Genomic DNA, 16,246 nt, shown 5'->3' on the forward strand with positions numbered 1-16,246 from the left:
CTGGTCGCGTTCAGAGGCTGGACAGCGCCTCGGCCACCCCGTCGCGGTCCGCGTTGACCGGCCTGCTGCACCAGCTGGGCCCGCCCTGGCACACCTGGATCTTGAGGCGGTCGAAGCCGCCGACGCGGTCCGGGTCCCCGATCGTGAAGTGGAACGGCTCGGTCTTGTCGGCGGGCGTGCTCCGGGTCGTGCTGTCGATCTTCACCGAGCCCGCGTAGGCCTCGAAGTAGACGGTCGTGCCGGAACCCTCGATGTCGGTCATGGTGCCCTGCACGGTCGCGGTCCGGTTGCCCCACGCGACACCACCCAGGGTGCCGCCGACGGCGCAAGTGGTGGGACACAGGTCGAAGCTGTCGTTCGGCCAGGTCGCCGCCGCGGCCGGCGTGGCCGCCATCGCAGCGGCGGTGATCGCGATCCCGGCGGCGGCCGCCCCGGCTCGCGGGGCTCGGCGTGTCGACGTCATCGGGCTTCTCCTCAGGGTCGGGCCGGGTGTGCCCCGGCATCGTGAACACGCCCGACCCGGCCCCGCGGTTGAGGCGGCTTCCGGGACTACGAAGCCGCCGCCACCAGCCGGGCGTACGAGCCGCCCGCCGCCAGCAGGGCCGAGTGCGGCCCCAGTTCCGTGATGCGGCCGTCCTCCACCACCGCCACCCGGTCGGCCGCCGCCGCTGTGTGCAGGCGGTGGGCGATCGCGATCACCGTGCGCCCGGACAGCACGCTGTTCAACGACCGCTCCAGGTCCCGCGCCGAGCCCGTGTCCAGCAGCGACGTCGCCTCGTCCAGCACCAGCGTGTGCGGGTCGGCCAGCACCACCCGGGCTAGCGCCAGCTGCTGCGCGATCGCCGCCGGCACCGGGTGCTCGCCGGAGCCCAGCTTCGTGTCCAGCCCGGACGGCAGCGTCGCGACCCAGTCCGACGCGCCCGCCGACGTCAGCGCCGCCAGCAGCTCCTCGTCGGTCCAGTCGCCACCCGCGCGACGGGCCGGCAGCGCCAGGTTCTGCCGCAGCGTCCCCGAGAAGACGTGGTGCTCCTGGGTCAGCAGCAGCACCTCGCCGCGCAGGACGTCGTCGGCCAGTGCCGAGACGTCCTGGCCGCCGATGCGCACCGAACCCGACGACGGCGCCGCGATGCCCGCCAGCAGCCGGCCGAGCGTCGACTTGCCCGCGCCGGACGGGCCGACGATCGCCAGCCGCTCGCCCCGCGGGACGCGCAGGTCGATGCCGTGCAGCACCTCGCGGTCCGCGGTGTAGGCGAACCGGACGTCGTGCACGTCGATGTCACGCCCGCGCGGCACCTCCTGCACCTTCGGCGCCTCCTCGGAGGCCACCGCGTGGACGCCGAGGATCCGGCGCGCCGCGGCCGCCGCGACCTGCAGGTCCTCCAGCCAGAACAGCGCCTCGTTCAGCGGCGCCGCCATCGCCTGCATGTACAGCAGCATCGTGGTGATCTCGCCGAGCCCGGCCCAGCCCCGCGTGTACGCGAGCAGCCCGAGCGGCAGCATGACCGCCAGCGGGACGACGTAGCTGATCTCCAGCGACGGCAGCCAGCGCAGCTGCAGCGCGCGCATCCGGCGCTCGCCGTGGATGCTGCGGTCCAGCGCGTCGTACGCCGCGCCGACCCGCCGCTCGGTCAGCCCGAGCGCCTCGACCGTGCGCGCGCCCTCCGCCGTCTCGTGGACGCTGGTGGTCAGGTCCGCCCAGCGGTCCAGCATCCACTGCATGACCGCCGGGATCCGCCGCTGGTACCAGACGTTGACCGGCACCAGCAGCGGCACCGCGACCAGCAGGCCGAGCGAGAGCAGCGGCGACGTGAGCACCATCGCGATCACCGTGAACACCACGGTCACCGCCGCGACCAGGATCTCCGGCGCCGCGAACCGCGCCGCGTGGTCGATCCGGCCGAGGTCGGTGGTGGCGCGGCTGAGCAGGTCGCCGGTGCCCGCCGCCTCGACGGTGCCGAGCGGCAGCCGCAGTGCCGTCCCGACGAACTCCTCGCGGGTGTTGGCCAGCACCTGCTCGCCGAACACCGCGCCGCGCATCCGCGCGATCTTCCTGGCCAGCGCCTGCAGCGCCATGATCGCGACGAACGCCACCGCGAGCAGGTCGACGTGGCCGGTGGTGGTGCCGGCCGCGACGTCGTCGACGAGCGAGCCGAGCAGCTGCGGCCCGGCCAGCCCGATCACCGTGGCCACCGCCAGCGCGCCCAGCAGCAGGCCGAACTCGCGTTTGTTGACCACCACCGTGCGCCGCGCCCAGCGGCGGACGTCCCGCCGGGACGCCGTGGGAAGCCGTTTCATACCGTCACTACTTTCGCCGTGAAGACTTCGTCCGCCACATGTGTCCACAAAGGACTCTGGCTGAACACCACCGTCGTCCGGCCGCGGCGCAGTGCCGCGACGCGCTCGGTGATGCGGGCCTCCGTGTGCGCGTCGACCGCCGACGTCGGCTCGTCCAGCACCAGGACGTCGGCGTCGGTCGCCAGCGCGCGGGCCAGGTTGAGCCGCTGCCGCTGGCCGCCGGACACCTCGCGGCCGCGCTCGCCGATCACCTCGTCGACGCCTTCGGGCAGCGCCTCCACGATGTCGTCGGCGTCGGCCGCGTACAGCGCTTCGGTGAGGTCGACGCCGGACGTCCGCGCCGGCGCCAGCTGCTCGCGCAGCACGCCGGAGAACCAGATGTCCTGGTTGTGCGCGTAGACGATCCGCCGCCGCAGCTCCGCGAGCGCGACCCGCTCCGCCCGGACGCCGCCGACCAGCACCGCTTCGCCCTCGGCCGGGTCGGCGAACCGGGCCAGCCGGTCGGCCACCGCTTCGCCGTCGGCGCCGAAGTCGACGACCGTCAGCCTGCCGGGCGCGACCCGCACCCCGGACTCGGTGTCCACCAGCTCCAGCGGCCCGTCGGGCAGCGGCTCCGGCGTCTCCGGGTCCGCCAGCTTCGGGTGGATCGCCAGCAGCGCCACGACCTTCCGCGACGCGACCAGCCCGGACGTGATCGAGCCGACCGCCTCCGTCGCGGCGGTGACCGGCCAGATCAGGAACGCCGAAACGCCGTAGAACGCCACCAGCTGCCCGACTCCGATCGAGCCGGCCACGGCCAGCCGCGCGCCGAGCCAGGTGATCACCACGGTGACCAGGCCGGGCAGCGCGATCTCCGCCGCGGCCAGCCACGCCTCGGCCTTGCCGACCTCGATGCCGGCCCGCCGCACCCGCTGGCTCGTCTCCCGGAAGCGGGTGAAGAACCGCCGCTCGCCGCCGATGCCCCGCAGGATCCGCAGGCCGGACACGATATCCGCGCCCAGCGCGTTGACGTCCCCGCGCTGCTCACGCTGCTTCGCCTTGCGCTTCTGCAGCGGGGCGAGCAGCGGGCCGATGCCGAGCACCGCGACCGGCACGCCGACCAGCGCGACCACGCCCAGCAGCGGCGACGTCGAGACCAGCCAGACCGCGACCACGACGAACGCCAGCAGCGAGCCGAACGCCCGCCCGGTCATCTCGACCGTGTTCCCGATGTGGTTGATGTCGGTGGTGCTGACGGCGACCAGGTTGCCGGTCGTCGTCTGCTCGCGCAGCCCGGCGCCGACGCGGGTGGTGTGCGCCGACACGGTCCGCTGGGTGGTGCCCGCGCCGTGCAGCCACAGGCCGTAGTTGAGGAAGTGCAGCCAGGTCCCGAAGACCGTCTGCACCAGGCCGAGCACGGCCGCGACGAGCGCCCAGCGCCCGACCGCGGCACCGTCGTGCGCGGTGATCGCGCCGATGCCCTGGCCGACGACCAGCGGCAGCAGCGCGCCGGGAAGCGCCCAGACGACACCGATCGCGGCGGCGCCCAGCACCGTCCCGAGCCGGGCCCGGAAGACGGCGAGCAGGAAGCGGCTCGCGCTCGGCCGTGCGGGCAGCCGCAGCGGCGGAAGGGGGTATGTGGCGGAAAGCACGATTGTCGACGGTAAGCCGACACCCGGGCGAAGGCGACCGATTTTCGCGCCGCGCGGCTCGGGGGACCCCCGGTTTCAACGTTACTCGCGGGGTCCGACAATTCCGGGCCCGCGCACTCGGGGGCGCCCCGGGTCGTCCCCATGCCGGGCCGCGGTGTCGCGCCGCTCACACCCGCCGGGGGCCGTCCGATTTCGGTGGCCCACCGTCCGGGGCGCCACCGGCCTGCCCGTATCCTGGCGGCCGTGGCGAACCCTGACACGGACACCGTGACCAGCACCGTTGACACCACCGAGCGCGCCGGGGCGACCCCGGAGCACACCCAGCCGTATCGTGAATTGGGCCTCGCCGACGACGAGTACGCCCGCATCCGGGAGATCCTCGGCCGCCGGCCCACCGATGCCGAGCTGGCGATGTACTCGGTGATGTGGAGCGAGCACTGCTCCTACAAGTCGTCGAAGAAGCACCTGCGGTACTTCGGGGAGACCGCCACCGACGAGATGAAGGCCAAGATGCTGGCCGGCATCGGCGAAAACGCGGGCGTCGTCGACATCGGCGAGGGCTGGGCGGTCACCTTCAAGGTGGAGAGCCACAACCACCCGTCCTATGTGGAGCCGTACCAGGGCGCCGCGACCGGCGTCGGCGGCATCGTCCGCGACATCATGGCGATGGGCGCGCGGCCGCTCGCGGTCGCCGACGCGCTGCGCTTCGGCCCGGCCGACGCCCCCGACACCAAGCGCGTGCTGCCCGGGGTCGTCGCCGGCGTCGGCGGCTACGGCAACTGCCTCGGCCTGCCCAACATCGGCGGCGAGCTCGTCTTCGACCCGTCCTACGCCGGCAACCCGCTGGTGAACGCCCTGTGCGTCGGCGCGATGCGCGTCGAAGACCTGCACCTGGCGTTCGCGTCCGGCACCGGCAACAAGATCATCCTGTTCGGCGCGCGCACCGGCCTCGACGGCATCGGCGGCGTTTCCGTCCTGGCGAGTGACACCTTTTCGGGTGACGAGTCCTCGGGCGGCCGCAAGAAGCTGCCGAGCGTCCAGGTCGGCGACCCGTTCACCGAGAAGGTGCTCATCGAGTGCTGCCTCGAGCTGTTCGCGCAGAAGCTCGTCGTCGGCATCCAGGACCTCGGCGGCGCCGGCCTGTCCTGCGCGACGTCCGAGCTGGCCGCGGCCGGCGACGGCGGCATGCACATCTACCTCGACCGCGTTCCGTTGCGCGCCACCGGGATGACCCCCGCCGAGGTGCTCTCGAGCGAGTCGCAGGAGCGCATGTGCGCGGTCGTCTCGCCGGAGAACGTCGAGGCGTTCATGGCGGTCTGCCGCAAGTGGGACGTCATCGCCACCGACATCGGCGAGGTCACCGACGGCGAGCACCTGGTGATCACCTGGAACGACGAGGTCGTCGTCGACGTCCCGGCGCACACGGTCGCCCACCAGGGCCCGGTGTACGACCGGCCGATCGAGCGTCCGTCCACTCAGGACGCGCTGATCGCGGACACGTCGGCGAAGCTGCCGCGTCCGTCCACTCCGGACGAACTGCGCGCGGACGTGCTGCGGCTGATCTCGTCGCCGAACCAGGCGTCGAAGGAATGGGTCACCTCGCAGTACGACCGGTACGTGCGCGGCAACTCCGTGCTTTCGCAGCCGTCGGACTCCGGCATGATCCGGATCGACGAGTCGAGTGGCCGTGGCGTCTCGGTCGCGACGGACTGCAACAGCAAGTTCGTCTACCTCGACCCGTACCGCGGCGCGCAGCTGGCGCTGGCGGAGGCGTACCGCAACGTGGCCACGGGCGGCGCGACCCCGGTCGCGGTGTCGGACTGCCTGAACTTCGGCGCTCCCACCGACCCGGGCGTGATGTGGCAGTTCGAGCAGGCGGTCCACGGCCTCGCGGACGGCTGCGTCGAGCTCGGCATCCCGGTGACGGGCGGCAACGTGAGCTTCTTCAACCAGACCGGTTCGACGGCGATCCTGCCGACCCCGGTGATCGGCGTCCTCGGCGTGATCGACGACGTCACCCGCCGCATCCCGACCGGCATCGGCGCGGAAGCGGGCGAAACCCTGCTGCTGCTGGGCGAAACGCACGACGAACTGGACGGTTCGGCCTGGGCCCGCGAGCTCCACGGCCACCTCGGCGGCGTGCCCCCGAAGGTCGACCTGGCCCGCGAGAAGCTGCTGGGCGAGATCCTGGTGGCGGGCTCCCGCGACGGCATGATCTCGGCGGCGCACGACCTTTCGGACGGCGGCCTGATCCAGACCCTGGTCGAGACCATCCTCATCGGACAGTGCGGCGCCCGGATCTTCCTGGACAGCGACCAGGACCCGTTCGTCCAGCTCTTCTCCGAGTCGGCCGGCCGCGTCCTGGTGGCGGTCCCGCGCACGGAAGAGCTGCGCTTCACGGAGATGCTGACCGCGCGCGGCCTCCCGTGGCGCAAGACCGGCGTGGTGGACCCGGAATCGGGCACGCTCGAACTGCAGGGCATCACGGAGTTCTCGCTGGACGAGCTGCGCGGAGCCTGGGAAGGCGCCCTGCCGGCGCTGTTCGACTGAGCCCCGGAGGGCGCCGGCTCCGGCCGGTGCCCTCCGCTCAGCCGTGCTTCGCGACGATCCGCAGGTCCCCGTCGCGGAGTTGCTCGACGTCCCAAACGTCCGGCAGCTGCACGTCCTTCTCCGCCTGGACCCGCGTGTTGTACAGCGAAACCGACTCCGGCAGCGACGCGAACCGCAGGTCGGTCTGCCCGGCGAAAGTAGCCCGCCGAAGGTCGAGGGAGCCTGAACTGACGGCCCCGGCGAACACCGCGTCCTTGGCGAACTCCGCCTCCTTGAACGTGGTCGGTCCGGCGAACGTCGTGTCCGTGAAGTCCGCGTCCTCGGCGAAAGCCGTTCCGCTGAACCACGCGTGACTTTCGAAAACGGCGCCGCGGCACCGGAAGTACCCCACCAGGCGGCCGGTTTCGGTACCGGCGGCGGTCAAGTACACCCGGCCTTTGAAGCGGCAGCCGCTCAGGTTCGTGCTGCTGTGCAGCGACGCGTACCGGAGCAGCAGGCCGCCGATCAGCTTGCCCGAGAGGTCGAGGTACTCCAGCCGGGCGCCGGTCAGGTCCAGGTCGTAGGCCGGGGCTTCGTCGTCGCGCGCCGGGAGCAGGTCGGTGACCAGCCGTTGCGCGGTGAGCCGGACCGTGAGTTCGCGTTCCTGCTCCGGGTCGGGATCGGCGCCCGTGGGCCGGGTGTGGGAAAACGGCCGCCGCAGGTACGAGCACAGGACGTCCAGCACCGTCTGCGTGTACTCCGGGCGGCTTCGCGCCAGCCCCGCCAACGCGTGCAGCGCGCCTACCCTGACCTGGTCCGCCGCGTGGCCGAGCAGCTCGACCGCCTTCGCGAACCGCTCGTCCGCCACCCGCTCGCGGTCCTGTTCGGCGCGCTGCGCCTCGAGTTCGTGCCGCCGTCGCTCGATGTCCTGGCGGCGTTCCTCGACCCGGCGGCGCCGGTCGTTGAGCCACAGCGCGTACAGCGCCACGATCGCGCCGCCGGCGAGGCCGCCCGTCTTCAGCGCGTCACTGCGGCTGGTGGCGGGGTCGGTCAGCAGCCAGCCGCCGACCCCCGCCAGCAGCACCAGCGACGCGAAGAACGTCCACGCCAGCGGTGATCGCCACAGCTTCACCCGCTCAGGAAACCAGCATGGTGCTGACGCAGAAACCCTTGTCGTCGAAGTTCGTCGCGCTCAACGTGCCCTTGACGTTCTTGCCGGCGGACGTCCCGGTGACCTGGCCCTCGACCAGGTACTCGTCGTCCGGCACCTCGCCGAGCTCCAGCTTCAGCGGCGGCTTGAGGAACGTGTCGAGCCAGGAGCCGAGCAGGTCCTTCGAGTCGGCGCAGCCCAGCGCGATCGCGCCGGTCTTGTCGCCGGAGTTCAGCTTGTCGATGAAGCCCTGCAGGACCGCCTTGGCGTCCGACGCACCGGAACCCGTCGGGGCCTTGGAGGTCGGCGTCGTCGACTTCTTGGGCGTGGTCGTCTTCGGCGAAGTCGGCTTCGCGGACGTGCTCGACGACGGTGGGGCCGCGACGTTCGTGTTGTCGTCCTTGGAAAGGAAGAACCCGGGCGCGACGAAGCCGGTGACGCCCAGCGCCGCCAGCACGACGACCACGGTGGCGCCGACGGCGATCCACATCCCGGTCTTGCTCTTCTTCGGCGGCGCCGGCGGCCCGCCGAAGCCCTGCGCGTAGCCGGCCTGGTTCGGGTCCCAGCCGGACATCTGGCCGCCCTGGTTCGGGTCCCAGGCCTGCTGGCCGTACTGCTGCGCGTTCGGGTCCGCCCACGCCGACTGCTGCTGGGCGTTCGGGTCGCCCCACTGCGGCTGCGGGCTCGCCGGGAAGCCGCCCGACGGGTAACCCTGCTGTTGCTGCTGGCTCGGGTCCCAGCCCTGCGGGTACTGCTGCGTCGGGTACGGCTGTTGCTGCTGGTTGGGGTCCCACCCGCCCTGCTGCGGGTACGGCTGCTGCGGGAAGCCGCCGGACTGCGGCTGCTGGCCGTACGGGTCGGGCTGGCCGGGCTGGCCCGGCTGAGGCGGGTACGTCATCTTTCATGCCTTCCGGGCGCTGGGTGTTCGTGCGCTTCCGACGTCCGCAAGGCCCGTGCGGTTCCCCCAGGACGTGGTGAGCAGCATTCTGCAAGCTCGGACGGTACGGCATGAAACCGGCTCCCGGCCGGGCCGACGCGAAGTCGTCACGATCCGGGAGCCGGGTGATGCGGGTCAGCCGGTGGCGAGCGCCTGGAGCCGGTCGTAGGCACCGTTGAAGGTGTCCTGGTCGAGCGGGCTCGAGGTGTACTGCCAGACGGTGTAGTAGCTCCAGTTGTAGGGCAGAGTGCCCACCGACGACGCGTACCGCGCGACCCACAGCGGGGCCGTGCTGGAGAAGTCACCGCTCACGCAGCTGCTCCACCAGCTCGTCGACGTGTAGATCACCGGGTACCGGCCGGTCAGGGCGTGGTAGGTGTCGTGGAAGTCGAGGATCCACGACGTCATCCCGGCCTTGCTCAGCCCGTAGCAGGTCGCGCCGTACGGGTTGTACTCCATGTCGAGCGCCCCGGGCAGGGTCTTGCCGTCCTTCGACCAGCCGCCGCCGTGGGCGACGAAGTACCGGGCCTGCGCCGCGCCGCTCGCCGTGTTCGGAGTGGCGAAGTGGTAGGCGCCGCGGATGAAGCCCTGGTTGAACGACCCGTTGTACTGCTGCGCGAAGTACGGGTTGGTGTAGCTGGTGCTCTCGGTGGCCTTGGTCCAGACGAACCGCTTGCCCTGGTTCCACCAGCTCGCCCAGTCGACGTTGCCCTGGTAGCTGGCGACGTCGATGCCGGCGACGGTGGCCAGCACCTGGTTGGGGATCGCCTGGGCGGGCTGCGGTTGCTGCGCCGCCTTCTGCGTGTCCGGTGTCGACTTGTCGCCTTCGGCGCGCCGGATCTGCGACCCCAGTTCGTGGTTGTGCTGGGCGATGTCCGCGTTGATCGCGGCGACCGGGTCGGCCTCGGGGGAGAACGTCGCCGCCTGCGCCGTGCTGCCGAGCAGGAGCAGCGTGGCCGGGACGACCAGGGCAGCGAAAAGCCGCCTTCTTCGGGAAGTGGACATGATCGAATCCCTTCACAGAACCCTCGCTGAGGGCGGCTATGTGCAGGTAGCCGCCCGGGCACGATTGTTGAGGACGAGATGGCGGTTTGTCACTCAGTTCCGTGAAATTGGGTATACGCGTGGGTGATTTTCTCGGGAAGTCGATCTTCAATTGGTGACTGGTTAACACCTATTACCGTGGGTGTTGCGCCGTTCAGCCCAGTGCGAGCGCGCGCAGCCGGTCGGCCGAGCCGTTGAACCAGTTCTGGTCGCCGGGTAGCGTGCCGCGGTCGGCGAACTGCCAGATCGTGTGGACGCCCCAGCCGGCGGGCAGCTCGCCGATGTAGGTGTTGTAGCGGGCGATCCAGAGCGGGTTGTCCCCGAACCCGCCGTTGTTCGCGGTGCAGCGCTTCCACCAGCTCGTCGACGTGTAGATCGTCGGGTAGCGGCCGGTCGCCGCGCGGTAGGTCTCGGAGAAGTCGCTGATCCAGCGGACCATCCCGGCGGCGTCCTTGCCGTAGCAGGTTTCGCCGTACGGGTTGTACTCCGCGTCGAGCGCACCGGGCAGCGTCCGGCCGTCGGCCGACCAGCCGCCGCCGTGGGCGAGGAAGTACCGCGCTTGCGACGCGCCGTCGGAGATGTCCGGCCGCGCGAAGTGGTAGGCGCCGCGGATCAGGCCGGCGTCGTACGAGCCGGTGTACTGCTGGGCGAACTGCGGGTTGACGAAGCCGGTGCCCTCGGTCGCCTTGACGTAGACGAACTTGGCGCCGGAGCTCGCCGCGCCCCGCCAGTCGACCGGGCCCTGGTGCCCGCTGACGTCGTGGCCGAGCTGCTGGTCGTCGGACCCGTAGAGCACGCCGGGTACCGCGCCGACGCCTTCGACCTTGGCGATCTGCGAACCCGCGTAGTGCTCCTCGGCTCCGGCGTAGCCGTCCTGGGCCGTCGCCGGCGTCTGGCCCGCGAGGAGCAGGATCGCGACGGCGAGGGGTAGCAGGGAGCGAACTTCCGGTGAACGACGCAGCACCCTCATGCTCCCCACCGATCTCGTGAGTCTCATCCGGCCTCACGATGCACCCGAGTCGCCGATCCGGCGACTCGGGTGGTCACTCGATGGGGTTAAACCCGCAGGTCAGCGCTGTTCGTCGGCGATCGCCTTCAGGAGGTGTTCGGCCGGCACGACGGCGGTGATCAGGTCGTGCGGGTTGATCGCGACCGGGTGACCGCCGAGCAGGCTGACGATGTCGCGGCCCAGCACGGCGCGGGCGTGCGGCCACTCGCCCGGCACCAGCGCCTTGCGCGTGTACGCCGGCACCATCACGCGGCCGTCGGTGTTGTGGAACCCGATGACCGTGCGCTGCACCGGCGACATCGCGTAGACGAACAGCGTCGAGTCGAGGACGACCTTCGGCAGGTCCGACGGCGGCCGGTGCTCGGTGCGGACGAGCTGCAGCAGCTGCTCGAGGTCGTTCGACGGCTCCGGGAAACCCAGCGCCTTCGGCGAAGGCCGGTAGCGGTCGTTGGGGTGGAAGTCCGCGACCACGTCGCCGACGCCGTTCACCGGGTAGGCCCCGACGACCGCCCACGACGGGACCGGCCCGTTGGGGTCGAAGGCTTCGTCGATGACGTAGAGCCAGCTGTCGGGGTTGGCGCGGGCGTTCGCCCGCATCTCCGCGGTGATCTCGGGCGTGCCGTGCTTCCCGGAACGCCGGGCCTGCTGGCCGCTGCGCCGCGCCGCGCGGCTGTGCTTGCCGGGGCGATCGGGCCCGCTTCCGGTGGGCTGCTGCGAAACCATCCGATCCGCCTCGTCCCGCTGCGCCATCTCATCCCCACGTTCTCGGGTGTCTCTGAAAACTCTTGGTGCGCCACTCTACTGTTTGCCCATGGCCTCTTCGCGTTCGGTCGACCCCGGACAGTTACGTGCGGCGGTGGTGGCGGTTTTCCCTTGGCTGCGGGGCGATGCGCCGGACCCGGCGCGGCCCGAGCTCGCGGCGGCGGTGCGGCTCAGCCTGCGCGCGCTGGCGGCCGACGCGCCGGGCCGCACGGTCGAAGTCCGCGTGCCGCCGTTCGCGGCGGTGCAGTGCGTGGAAGGGCCGCGGCACACCCGCGGCACACCGCCGAACGTGATCGAGACGGACCCGCGCACGTGGCTCGAACTGGCCACCGGCGTACTGGACTGGACCACTGCCGTGGCGGACGGCCGGGTGTCCGCATCGGGCACCCGGGCCGACCTTTCCCACTGGCTCCCCCTCGTCCGCCTCTGACGGACGGGCGTTCAGAGCTTGCGGCCGACGCCGCCGGCGATCGTCCGCTGCGCGACGTTGAGCTCCTTGAGCCGCGGGCCGTCCGGCCACCAGTCGGCGCACAGCGTCACGCCGGGCTTGACCATTTCGAGCCCCGGGAACAGCTCTTCGATCTCCTGCTGCGTCCGGAAGGTGCCGGAACCCATCGGGCTGTGCACGAAGAAGTCTTCCATGCGGCGCGCGGTCTCGGAGTCTTCGTTCTGCGGGTCGAAGAAGTGGCTGAGTCCCACGAAGGAGCCGGACGGCAGCGCGTCGACGTACTCCTTCATGATCGCCTTCGGCCGGTCCTTGTCGCCCTTGAAGTGGTGCAGGGTGCCCATCTGCAGCAGCACGAGCGGCTGGCTGAAGTCGATGTGCTCGCGGACGACCTCGTTCTCGAGGATCCGCTCCGGCTCGAAGATGTCTTCGGCGACGAAGTGGGTGTGCTCGTTCTCTTCGAGCAACGCGCGGCCGTGGGCGAGGACCACGGGGTCGTTGTCGACGTAGACGACCTTGGTCTCCGGGTTGATCCGCTGGACGACCTGGTGGGTGTTCTCGGCGGTCGGCAGGCCGGATCCGAGGTCCAGGAACTGGGTGATGCCGGTCTGGCTCGCGAGGAAGCGGCAGGCGCGGATGAGGAAGCCGCGGTTCTCGAACGCCAGGTCCTGAGCTTCCGGGGCGGCCTTCTGCACCTGGCCGAGGACCTCCCGGTCGATCTCGTAGTTGTCCTTCCCGAGCAGGAAGGCGTCGTACACGCGCGCGATGCTCGCTCGGGTCGGGTCGACCCCCACGGGAACTCGTTCGGTCCGGGTCGCGGCGTCGGGCATCTTGAACCTCGCAAGTTCTGTGTCGAAAGTCTCGTACTCTACGTAGAGTAGGCCGACGCGCGCATGGGGTAAACCGGGTCACCTCTTTGCGCAGGACGGGTTAACGTGTACTTTCGGTAGTCGGGCTAGAACCCCCTGGTGACGTGAGCGCGGAAGGTCCGGGAATGAACGCGGTGAACGCGTCCGCAGGAGAACAGAACATCGGCCCCACGGCGCGCCGCATGATCCTGGGCTCCCAGCTGCGGCGGCTCCGTGAAGAGGCCGGCATCACCCGGCAGCAGGCCGGGTACAACATCCGCGGGTCCGAATCGAAGATCAGCCGGCTGGAACTCGGCCGGGTCGGTTTCAAGGAACGCGACGTCACCGACCTGCTGACGATGTACGGCGTCGAGGACTCGACGGAACGCCAGACGTTCCTCGACATGGTCAAGCAGTCGAACGAGCCGGGCTGGTGGCGCCGCTTCGGCGACACGATGCCGAACTGGTTCACCGACCTCGTCGGCCTCGAAGAAGCCGCCGCGCGAATCCAGATCTGGGAGCCGATCTACGTGTCGGGCCTGCTCCAGATCGAGCCGTACGCGCGAGCGATCTTCAGCCACGGCCGGTCGGAGATGGCCGACGAGCGCGTCGACCAGCTGGTCGCGCTGCGGATGCGGCGCCAGAAGATGTTCAGCAGGCCGGACGCGCCCCGCGTGTGGATGGTCCTCGACGAGTCGGTCCTGCACCGGCCGATCGGCGGCGTGAAGGTCCTCAAGCAGCAGATCGAATTCCTGCTCGAGATGAGCGCACTGCCGCACGTATCGGTCCAGGTCCTGCCGTACACGCGCAGCGGCCTGTCCGCGGAACACGCGTTTTCCCTGCTGCGGTTCGGCGAGCCGGAACTGCCGAACATCGCGTACGTCGAGTACATGACCGGCGCGCACTACATCGAGAAGCGCGAAGAGATCGAAAAGTACAGCCGCGCGCTCGACATGCTCGCGGTCGATTCGGAGACCCCGGAGCGAAGCCGGGCCCTGCTGGCCAAGCGTCGCGCGGAGATCTGACGCCGCTGCGCACCCTCGGTCGCGCCTCACCTGCGCCCGCCCATGTCATGAACGACTCGTTCATGACGTCCAGCGCGGTGAACGACTCGTTCATGACATCGCCCGCACGCCCCATCCGCCGCCCGCCACCGTCACTCTTCGAAGCCGCCCGCCGATTCCCGTCCCTCTCACCGGTAACCACTCGTAGTGGTTAACCCGAAAGAGCACCTACCGATCACCCGATAGGTGAACCCATCCCCAGCGGTTCTTTACCGTCCGAAAACTTTGCAAGAACTTCTGCACGTGCATTTACCATTGCAGGCACACGTGCTAGCCTTCGACACGCGGGCAAATGCACATGCAGACGCGGCGCCCGGGGCATATTCCGCTTCGAGAGGTGGGAACGTGGCTGAGCGATTCGAAAACGGTATCCCGGCGACCTTGCTGACCGGTGCGCAGTGGCGCAAGGCCAGTTACAGCGGCGCTTACGGCAACTGTGTCGAGGTGGCGCCGCTGTCCAGCGGCGAGATCGCCATGCGCAACTCGCGCTTCCCGACCGGCCCGGCGCTCGTCTACACGCGCGCGGAGATGGCGGCCTTCCTGGCCGGCGCCAAGGACGGTGAGTTCGACGATGTCCTCGGCTGAGGCCGTCGCCTCCGTCTTCGACATCGAGACCGGACTGCAGGAGCTGGTGGCTCGCGGTTACCAGTTCGTCCACCCCGCCGACGAGCGTGGCGAGGTCCTCGCCGTCGTCGGCGTGCGGGTGCACGACGACGTGGTGGACGTGGTCCGGCTCAACGCCGAGGACGACGTGGTGGCAACCCGGATGCCCGGCACCGAAGACAACATCTTCGAGCCGGAGCGGTGGCTTTGGCGCCGCCGCGGCGAAGGCGCACAGGTGCTCTCCGAGATCCTCGCGTTGCCGGATGCGTGCTGAAGAACCCCAAGCTTGCGGGCCCCGTCCGAAGTGGTCAGAACCACTCCGGGCGGGGCCTGACTCATGTTCGCACCGTCTACACTGAAACCGGCCTGACCACGTCTTCCCTGGAGCTACTCGGTGGTTTCCGACCCGCAGCTCGTGCCCGACCAGCCCGAACCGGAACCCCGTGAGGAGTGTGGCGTCTTCGGCGTCTGGGCTCCTGGGGAAGAAGTCGCGAAGCTGACCTACTACGGCCTCTACGCCCTGCAGCACCGGGGCCAGGAGGCCGCCGGTATTTCCGTGTCCGACGGCTCGCAGATCGTGGTCTTCAAGGACCTCGGCCTGGTCAGCCAGGTGTTCGACGAGCAGATCCTGCAGTCGCTGCAGGGCCACATCGCCGTCGGGCACTGCCGGTACTCGACCACCGGCGCGACCATCTGGGAGAACGCGCAGCCGATCTTCCGCACCACCGACACCGGCAGCGGCCTCTCCTTCGCGCACAACGGCAACCTCGTCAACACCGCCGAACTGCGCGAACGCACCATCGCCGCCGGGCTCAAGCCGCACGCGGGGCTGACCGGCTCGTCGAGCGACTCCGACCTCGTCTGCGGCCTGCTCGCGGCGAACGCCGCCGACAAGGGCATCGAGGCCGCGGCGATGGAACTGCTGCCCACGCTCAAGGGCGCGTTCTGCCTGGTGTTCGCCGATGAGAACACCCTTTACGCGGCCCGCGACCCGCACGGCGTGCACCCGCTGGTGCTCGGCCGGCTCGAACGCGGCTGGGTCGTCTCCAGCGAGACGGCGGGCCTCGACATCGTCGGCGCGTCCTTCGTCCGCGAGGTCGAGCCCGGCGAGCTCATCGCGATCGACGCCGCCGGCCTGCGGTCCTCCCGGTTCGCGAACCCCGACCCCAAGGGCTGCGTCTTCGAGTACGTCTACCTCGCGCGCCCCGACACCACGATCGCCGGCCGCGGCGTGCACGCCACCCGCGTCGAGATCGGGCGGCGGCTCGCCGGCGAGCAGCCGGTCGAGGCCGACCTCGTGATGCCGGTGCCGGAGTCGGGCACGCCGGCCGCGATCGGCTACGCGCAGGGGTCCGGCATCCCCTACGGCACCGGCCTGGTGAAGAACGCCTACGTCGGGCGCACGTTCATCCAGCCGTCGCAGACCATCCGCCAGCTGGGCATCCGCCTCAAGCTGAACCCGCTGCGCGACGTCATCCGCGGCAAGCGCCTGGTCGTCGTGGACGACTCGATCGTCCGCGGCAACACCCAGCGCGCGCTCGTCCGGATGCTGCGCGAGGCCGGCGCGCTCGAGGTGCACGTCCGGATCGCGTCACCGCCCGTGCGCTGGCCGTGCTTCTACGGCATCGACTTCGCGTCGCGGGCCGAACTGGTCGCGAACGGCGTCGACACCGACGGCATCCGGCGCTCGATCGGCGCCGACTCGCTGGGCTACATTTCCCTGGACGGCCTGGTCGCGGCGACGGAACAGCCGAAGTCGCGGCTGTGCACGGCGTGCTTCTCCGGCGAGTACCCGATCGCGCTCCCGGAGGACGCGCTGATCGGGAAGCACCTGCTCGAAAGCCTCGACTCGGTCAATGGCGCGGCGACCCCGGTCAGCCCCGCCGGGTACGGTGCCGAAGACGCCGTCCGGCGTCCCTAGCAGTTCCT

Annotated in this window: 15 protein-coding genes; 6 read left to right on the top strand and 9 right to left on the bottom strand. The window is 70.5% G+C overall.

Features of this window, described 5'->3' with window-relative positions:
* Positions 1-10: 10 nt before the first annotated feature.
* The 3 genes from MUY14_RS38390 to MUY14_RS38400 all read right to left on the bottom strand — a co-directional run bounded on the left by MUY14_RS38390 (position 11) and on the right by MUY14_RS38400 (position 3,926).
* On the bottom strand, positions 11-463 hold the full coding sequence (locus MUY14_RS38390) for a hypothetical protein (RefSeq protein WP_247016873.1): 453 nt from the start codon (positions 461-463) through the stop codon (positions 11-13).
* An 86-nt stretch (positions 464-549) separates the two neighbouring features.
* A complete protein-coding gene (locus MUY14_RS38395; protein ID WP_247016875.1) occupies positions 550-2,295 on the bottom strand; it encodes an ABC transporter ATP-binding protein in 1,746 nt (581 codons plus the stop codon).
* Positions 2,292-3,926 (bottom strand): ABC transporter ATP-binding protein, encoded by a 1,635-nt coding sequence (locus tag MUY14_RS38400; RefSeq protein WP_247016877.1) that lies wholly within the window; start codon positions 3,924-3,926, stop codon positions 2,292-2,294. Before MUY14_RS38400 ends, MUY14_RS38395 begins: the two co-directional genes overlap by 4 nt.
* A gap of 243 nt (positions 3,927-4,169) precedes the next feature.
* Between MUY14_RS38400 and purL the strand changes: the two genes are divergently transcribed.
* Positions 4,170-6,476 (top strand): phosphoribosylformylglycinamidine synthase subunit PurL, encoded by a 2,307-nt coding sequence (purL, locus tag MUY14_RS38405; protein ID WP_396126617.1) that lies wholly within the window; start codon positions 4,170-4,172, stop codon positions 6,474-6,476.
* Positions 6,477-6,513: 37 nt separating this feature from the next.
* Here the strand turns inward: purL and MUY14_RS38410 are convergent, their stop codons facing one another.
* The 5 genes from MUY14_RS38410 to MUY14_RS38430 form a co-directional block, all read right to left on the bottom strand.
* On the bottom strand, positions 6,514-7,587 hold the full coding sequence (locus MUY14_RS38410) for a pentapeptide repeat-containing protein (protein ID WP_247016879.1): 1,074 nt from the start codon (positions 7,585-7,587) through the stop codon (positions 6,514-6,516).
* 4 nt (positions 7,588-7,591) lie between these two features.
* The gene (locus MUY14_RS38415) at positions 7,592-8,503 is read right to left on the bottom strand and encodes a hypothetical protein (RefSeq protein ID WP_247016881.1); all 912 of its coding nucleotides are present in this window, start codon (positions 8,501-8,503) and stop codon (positions 7,592-7,594) included.
* A gap of 174 nt (positions 8,504-8,677) precedes the next feature.
* Complete coding sequence (locus tag MUY14_RS38420) at positions 8,678-9,547, bottom strand: lysozyme (protein ID WP_247016883.1); 870 nt, start codon at positions 9,545-9,547, stop codon at positions 8,678-8,680.
* A 193-nt stretch (positions 9,548-9,740) separates the two neighbouring features.
* Positions 9,741-10,556: a lysozyme gene (locus MUY14_RS38425; protein ID WP_247016885.1), complete on the bottom strand. Its 816-nt coding sequence runs from the start codon at positions 10,554-10,556 to the stop codon at positions 9,741-9,743.
* 99 nt (positions 10,557-10,655) lie between these two features.
* Positions 10,656-11,345, bottom strand: a complete 690-nt coding sequence (locus MUY14_RS38430; protein ID WP_247016887.1) for a type VII secretion system-associated protein — start codon at positions 11,343-11,345, stop codon at positions 10,656-10,658.
* Positions 11,346-11,406: 61 nt separating this feature from the next.
* Here MUY14_RS38430 and MUY14_RS38435 point away from each other — a divergent pair, with 61 nt between their 5' ends.
* Positions 11,407-11,787, top strand: coding sequence for a sterol carrier family protein (locus MUY14_RS38435; RefSeq protein ID WP_247016889.1), 381 nt, complete (start codon positions 11,407-11,409; stop codon positions 11,785-11,787).
* Between the two features lie 11 nt (positions 11,788-11,798).
* On the opposite strand, the gene MUY14_RS38440 is transcribed toward MUY14_RS38435, so the two are convergent.
* On the bottom strand, positions 11,799-12,596 hold the full coding sequence (locus tag MUY14_RS38440) for an SAM-dependent methyltransferase (RefSeq protein WP_247016891.1): 798 nt from the start codon (positions 12,594-12,596) through the stop codon (positions 11,799-11,801).
* A 200-nt stretch (positions 12,597-12,796) separates the two neighbouring features.
* Here MUY14_RS38440 and MUY14_RS38445 point away from each other — a divergent pair, with 200 nt between their 5' ends.
* From MUY14_RS38445 to purF, 4 genes are all read left to right on the top strand, one after another.
* Positions 12,797-13,675, top strand: coding sequence for a helix-turn-helix transcriptional regulator (locus MUY14_RS38445; RefSeq protein ID WP_247016892.1), 879 nt, complete (start codon positions 12,797-12,799; stop codon positions 13,673-13,675).
* 384 nt (positions 13,676-14,059) lie between these two features.
* Positions 14,060-14,299, top strand: coding sequence for a DUF397 domain-containing protein (locus MUY14_RS38450; protein ID WP_247016894.1), 240 nt, complete (start codon positions 14,060-14,062; stop codon positions 14,297-14,299).
* Positions 14,286-14,591 (top strand): hypothetical protein, encoded by a 306-nt coding sequence (locus tag MUY14_RS38455; RefSeq protein WP_247016896.1) that lies wholly within the window; start codon positions 14,286-14,288, stop codon positions 14,589-14,591. The genes MUY14_RS38450 and MUY14_RS38455 overlap by 14 nt, the downstream gene beginning before the upstream one ends.
* Before the next feature lie 120 nt (positions 14,592-14,711).
* On the top strand, positions 14,712-16,238 hold the full coding sequence (gene purF / locus MUY14_RS38460; RefSeq protein ID WP_247016899.1) for an amidophosphoribosyltransferase: 1,527 nt from the start codon (positions 14,712-14,714) through the stop codon (positions 16,236-16,238).
* Positions 16,239-16,246 lie beyond the last annotated feature (8 nt).

Origin of the sequence: Amycolatopsis sp. FBCC-B4732 (assembly GCF_023008405.1) — a bacterium.
GTDB lineage: Bacteria > Actinomycetota > Actinomycetes > Mycobacteriales > Pseudonocardiaceae > Amycolatopsis > Amycolatopsis pretoriensis_A.

What these genes read in the sequence shown, in the direction of transcription:
- MUY14_RS38390 (WP_247016873.1), bottom strand. Translation starts at nt 463, where the DNA reads ATGACGTCGACACGCCGAGCCCCGCGAGCCGGGGCGGCCGCCGCCGGG.
- MUY14_RS38395 (WP_247016875.1), bottom strand. Translation starts at nt 2,295, where the DNA reads ATGAAACGGCTTCCCACGGCGTCCCGGCGGGACGTCCGCCGCTGGGCG.
- MUY14_RS38415 (WP_247016881.1), bottom strand. Translation starts at nt 8,503, where the DNA reads ATGACGTACCCGCCTCAGCCGGGCCAGCCCGGCCAGCCCGACCCGTAC.
- MUY14_RS38420 (WP_247016883.1), bottom strand. Translation starts at nt 9,547, where the DNA reads ATGTCCACTTCCCGAAGAAGGCGGCTTTTCGCTGCCCTGGTCGTCCCG.
- MUY14_RS38425 (WP_247016885.1), bottom strand. Translation starts at nt 10,556, where the DNA reads ATGAGGGTGCTGCGTCGTTCACCGGAAGTTCGCTCCCTGCTACCCCTC.
- MUY14_RS38430 (WP_247016887.1), bottom strand. Translation starts at nt 11,345, where the DNA reads ATGGCGCAGCGGGACGAGGCGGATCGGATGGTTTCGCAGCAGCCCACC.
- MUY14_RS38435 (WP_247016889.1), top strand. Translation starts at nt 11,407, where the DNA reads ATGGCCTCTTCGCGTTCGGTCGACCCCGGACAGTTACGTGCGGCGGTG.
- MUY14_RS38445 (WP_247016892.1), top strand. Translation starts at nt 12,797, where the DNA reads ATGAACGCGGTGAACGCGTCCGCAGGAGAACAGAACATCGGCCCCACG.
- MUY14_RS38455 (WP_247016896.1), top strand. Translation starts at nt 14,286, where the DNA reads ATGTCCTCGGCTGAGGCCGTCGCCTCCGTCTTCGACATCGAGACCGGA.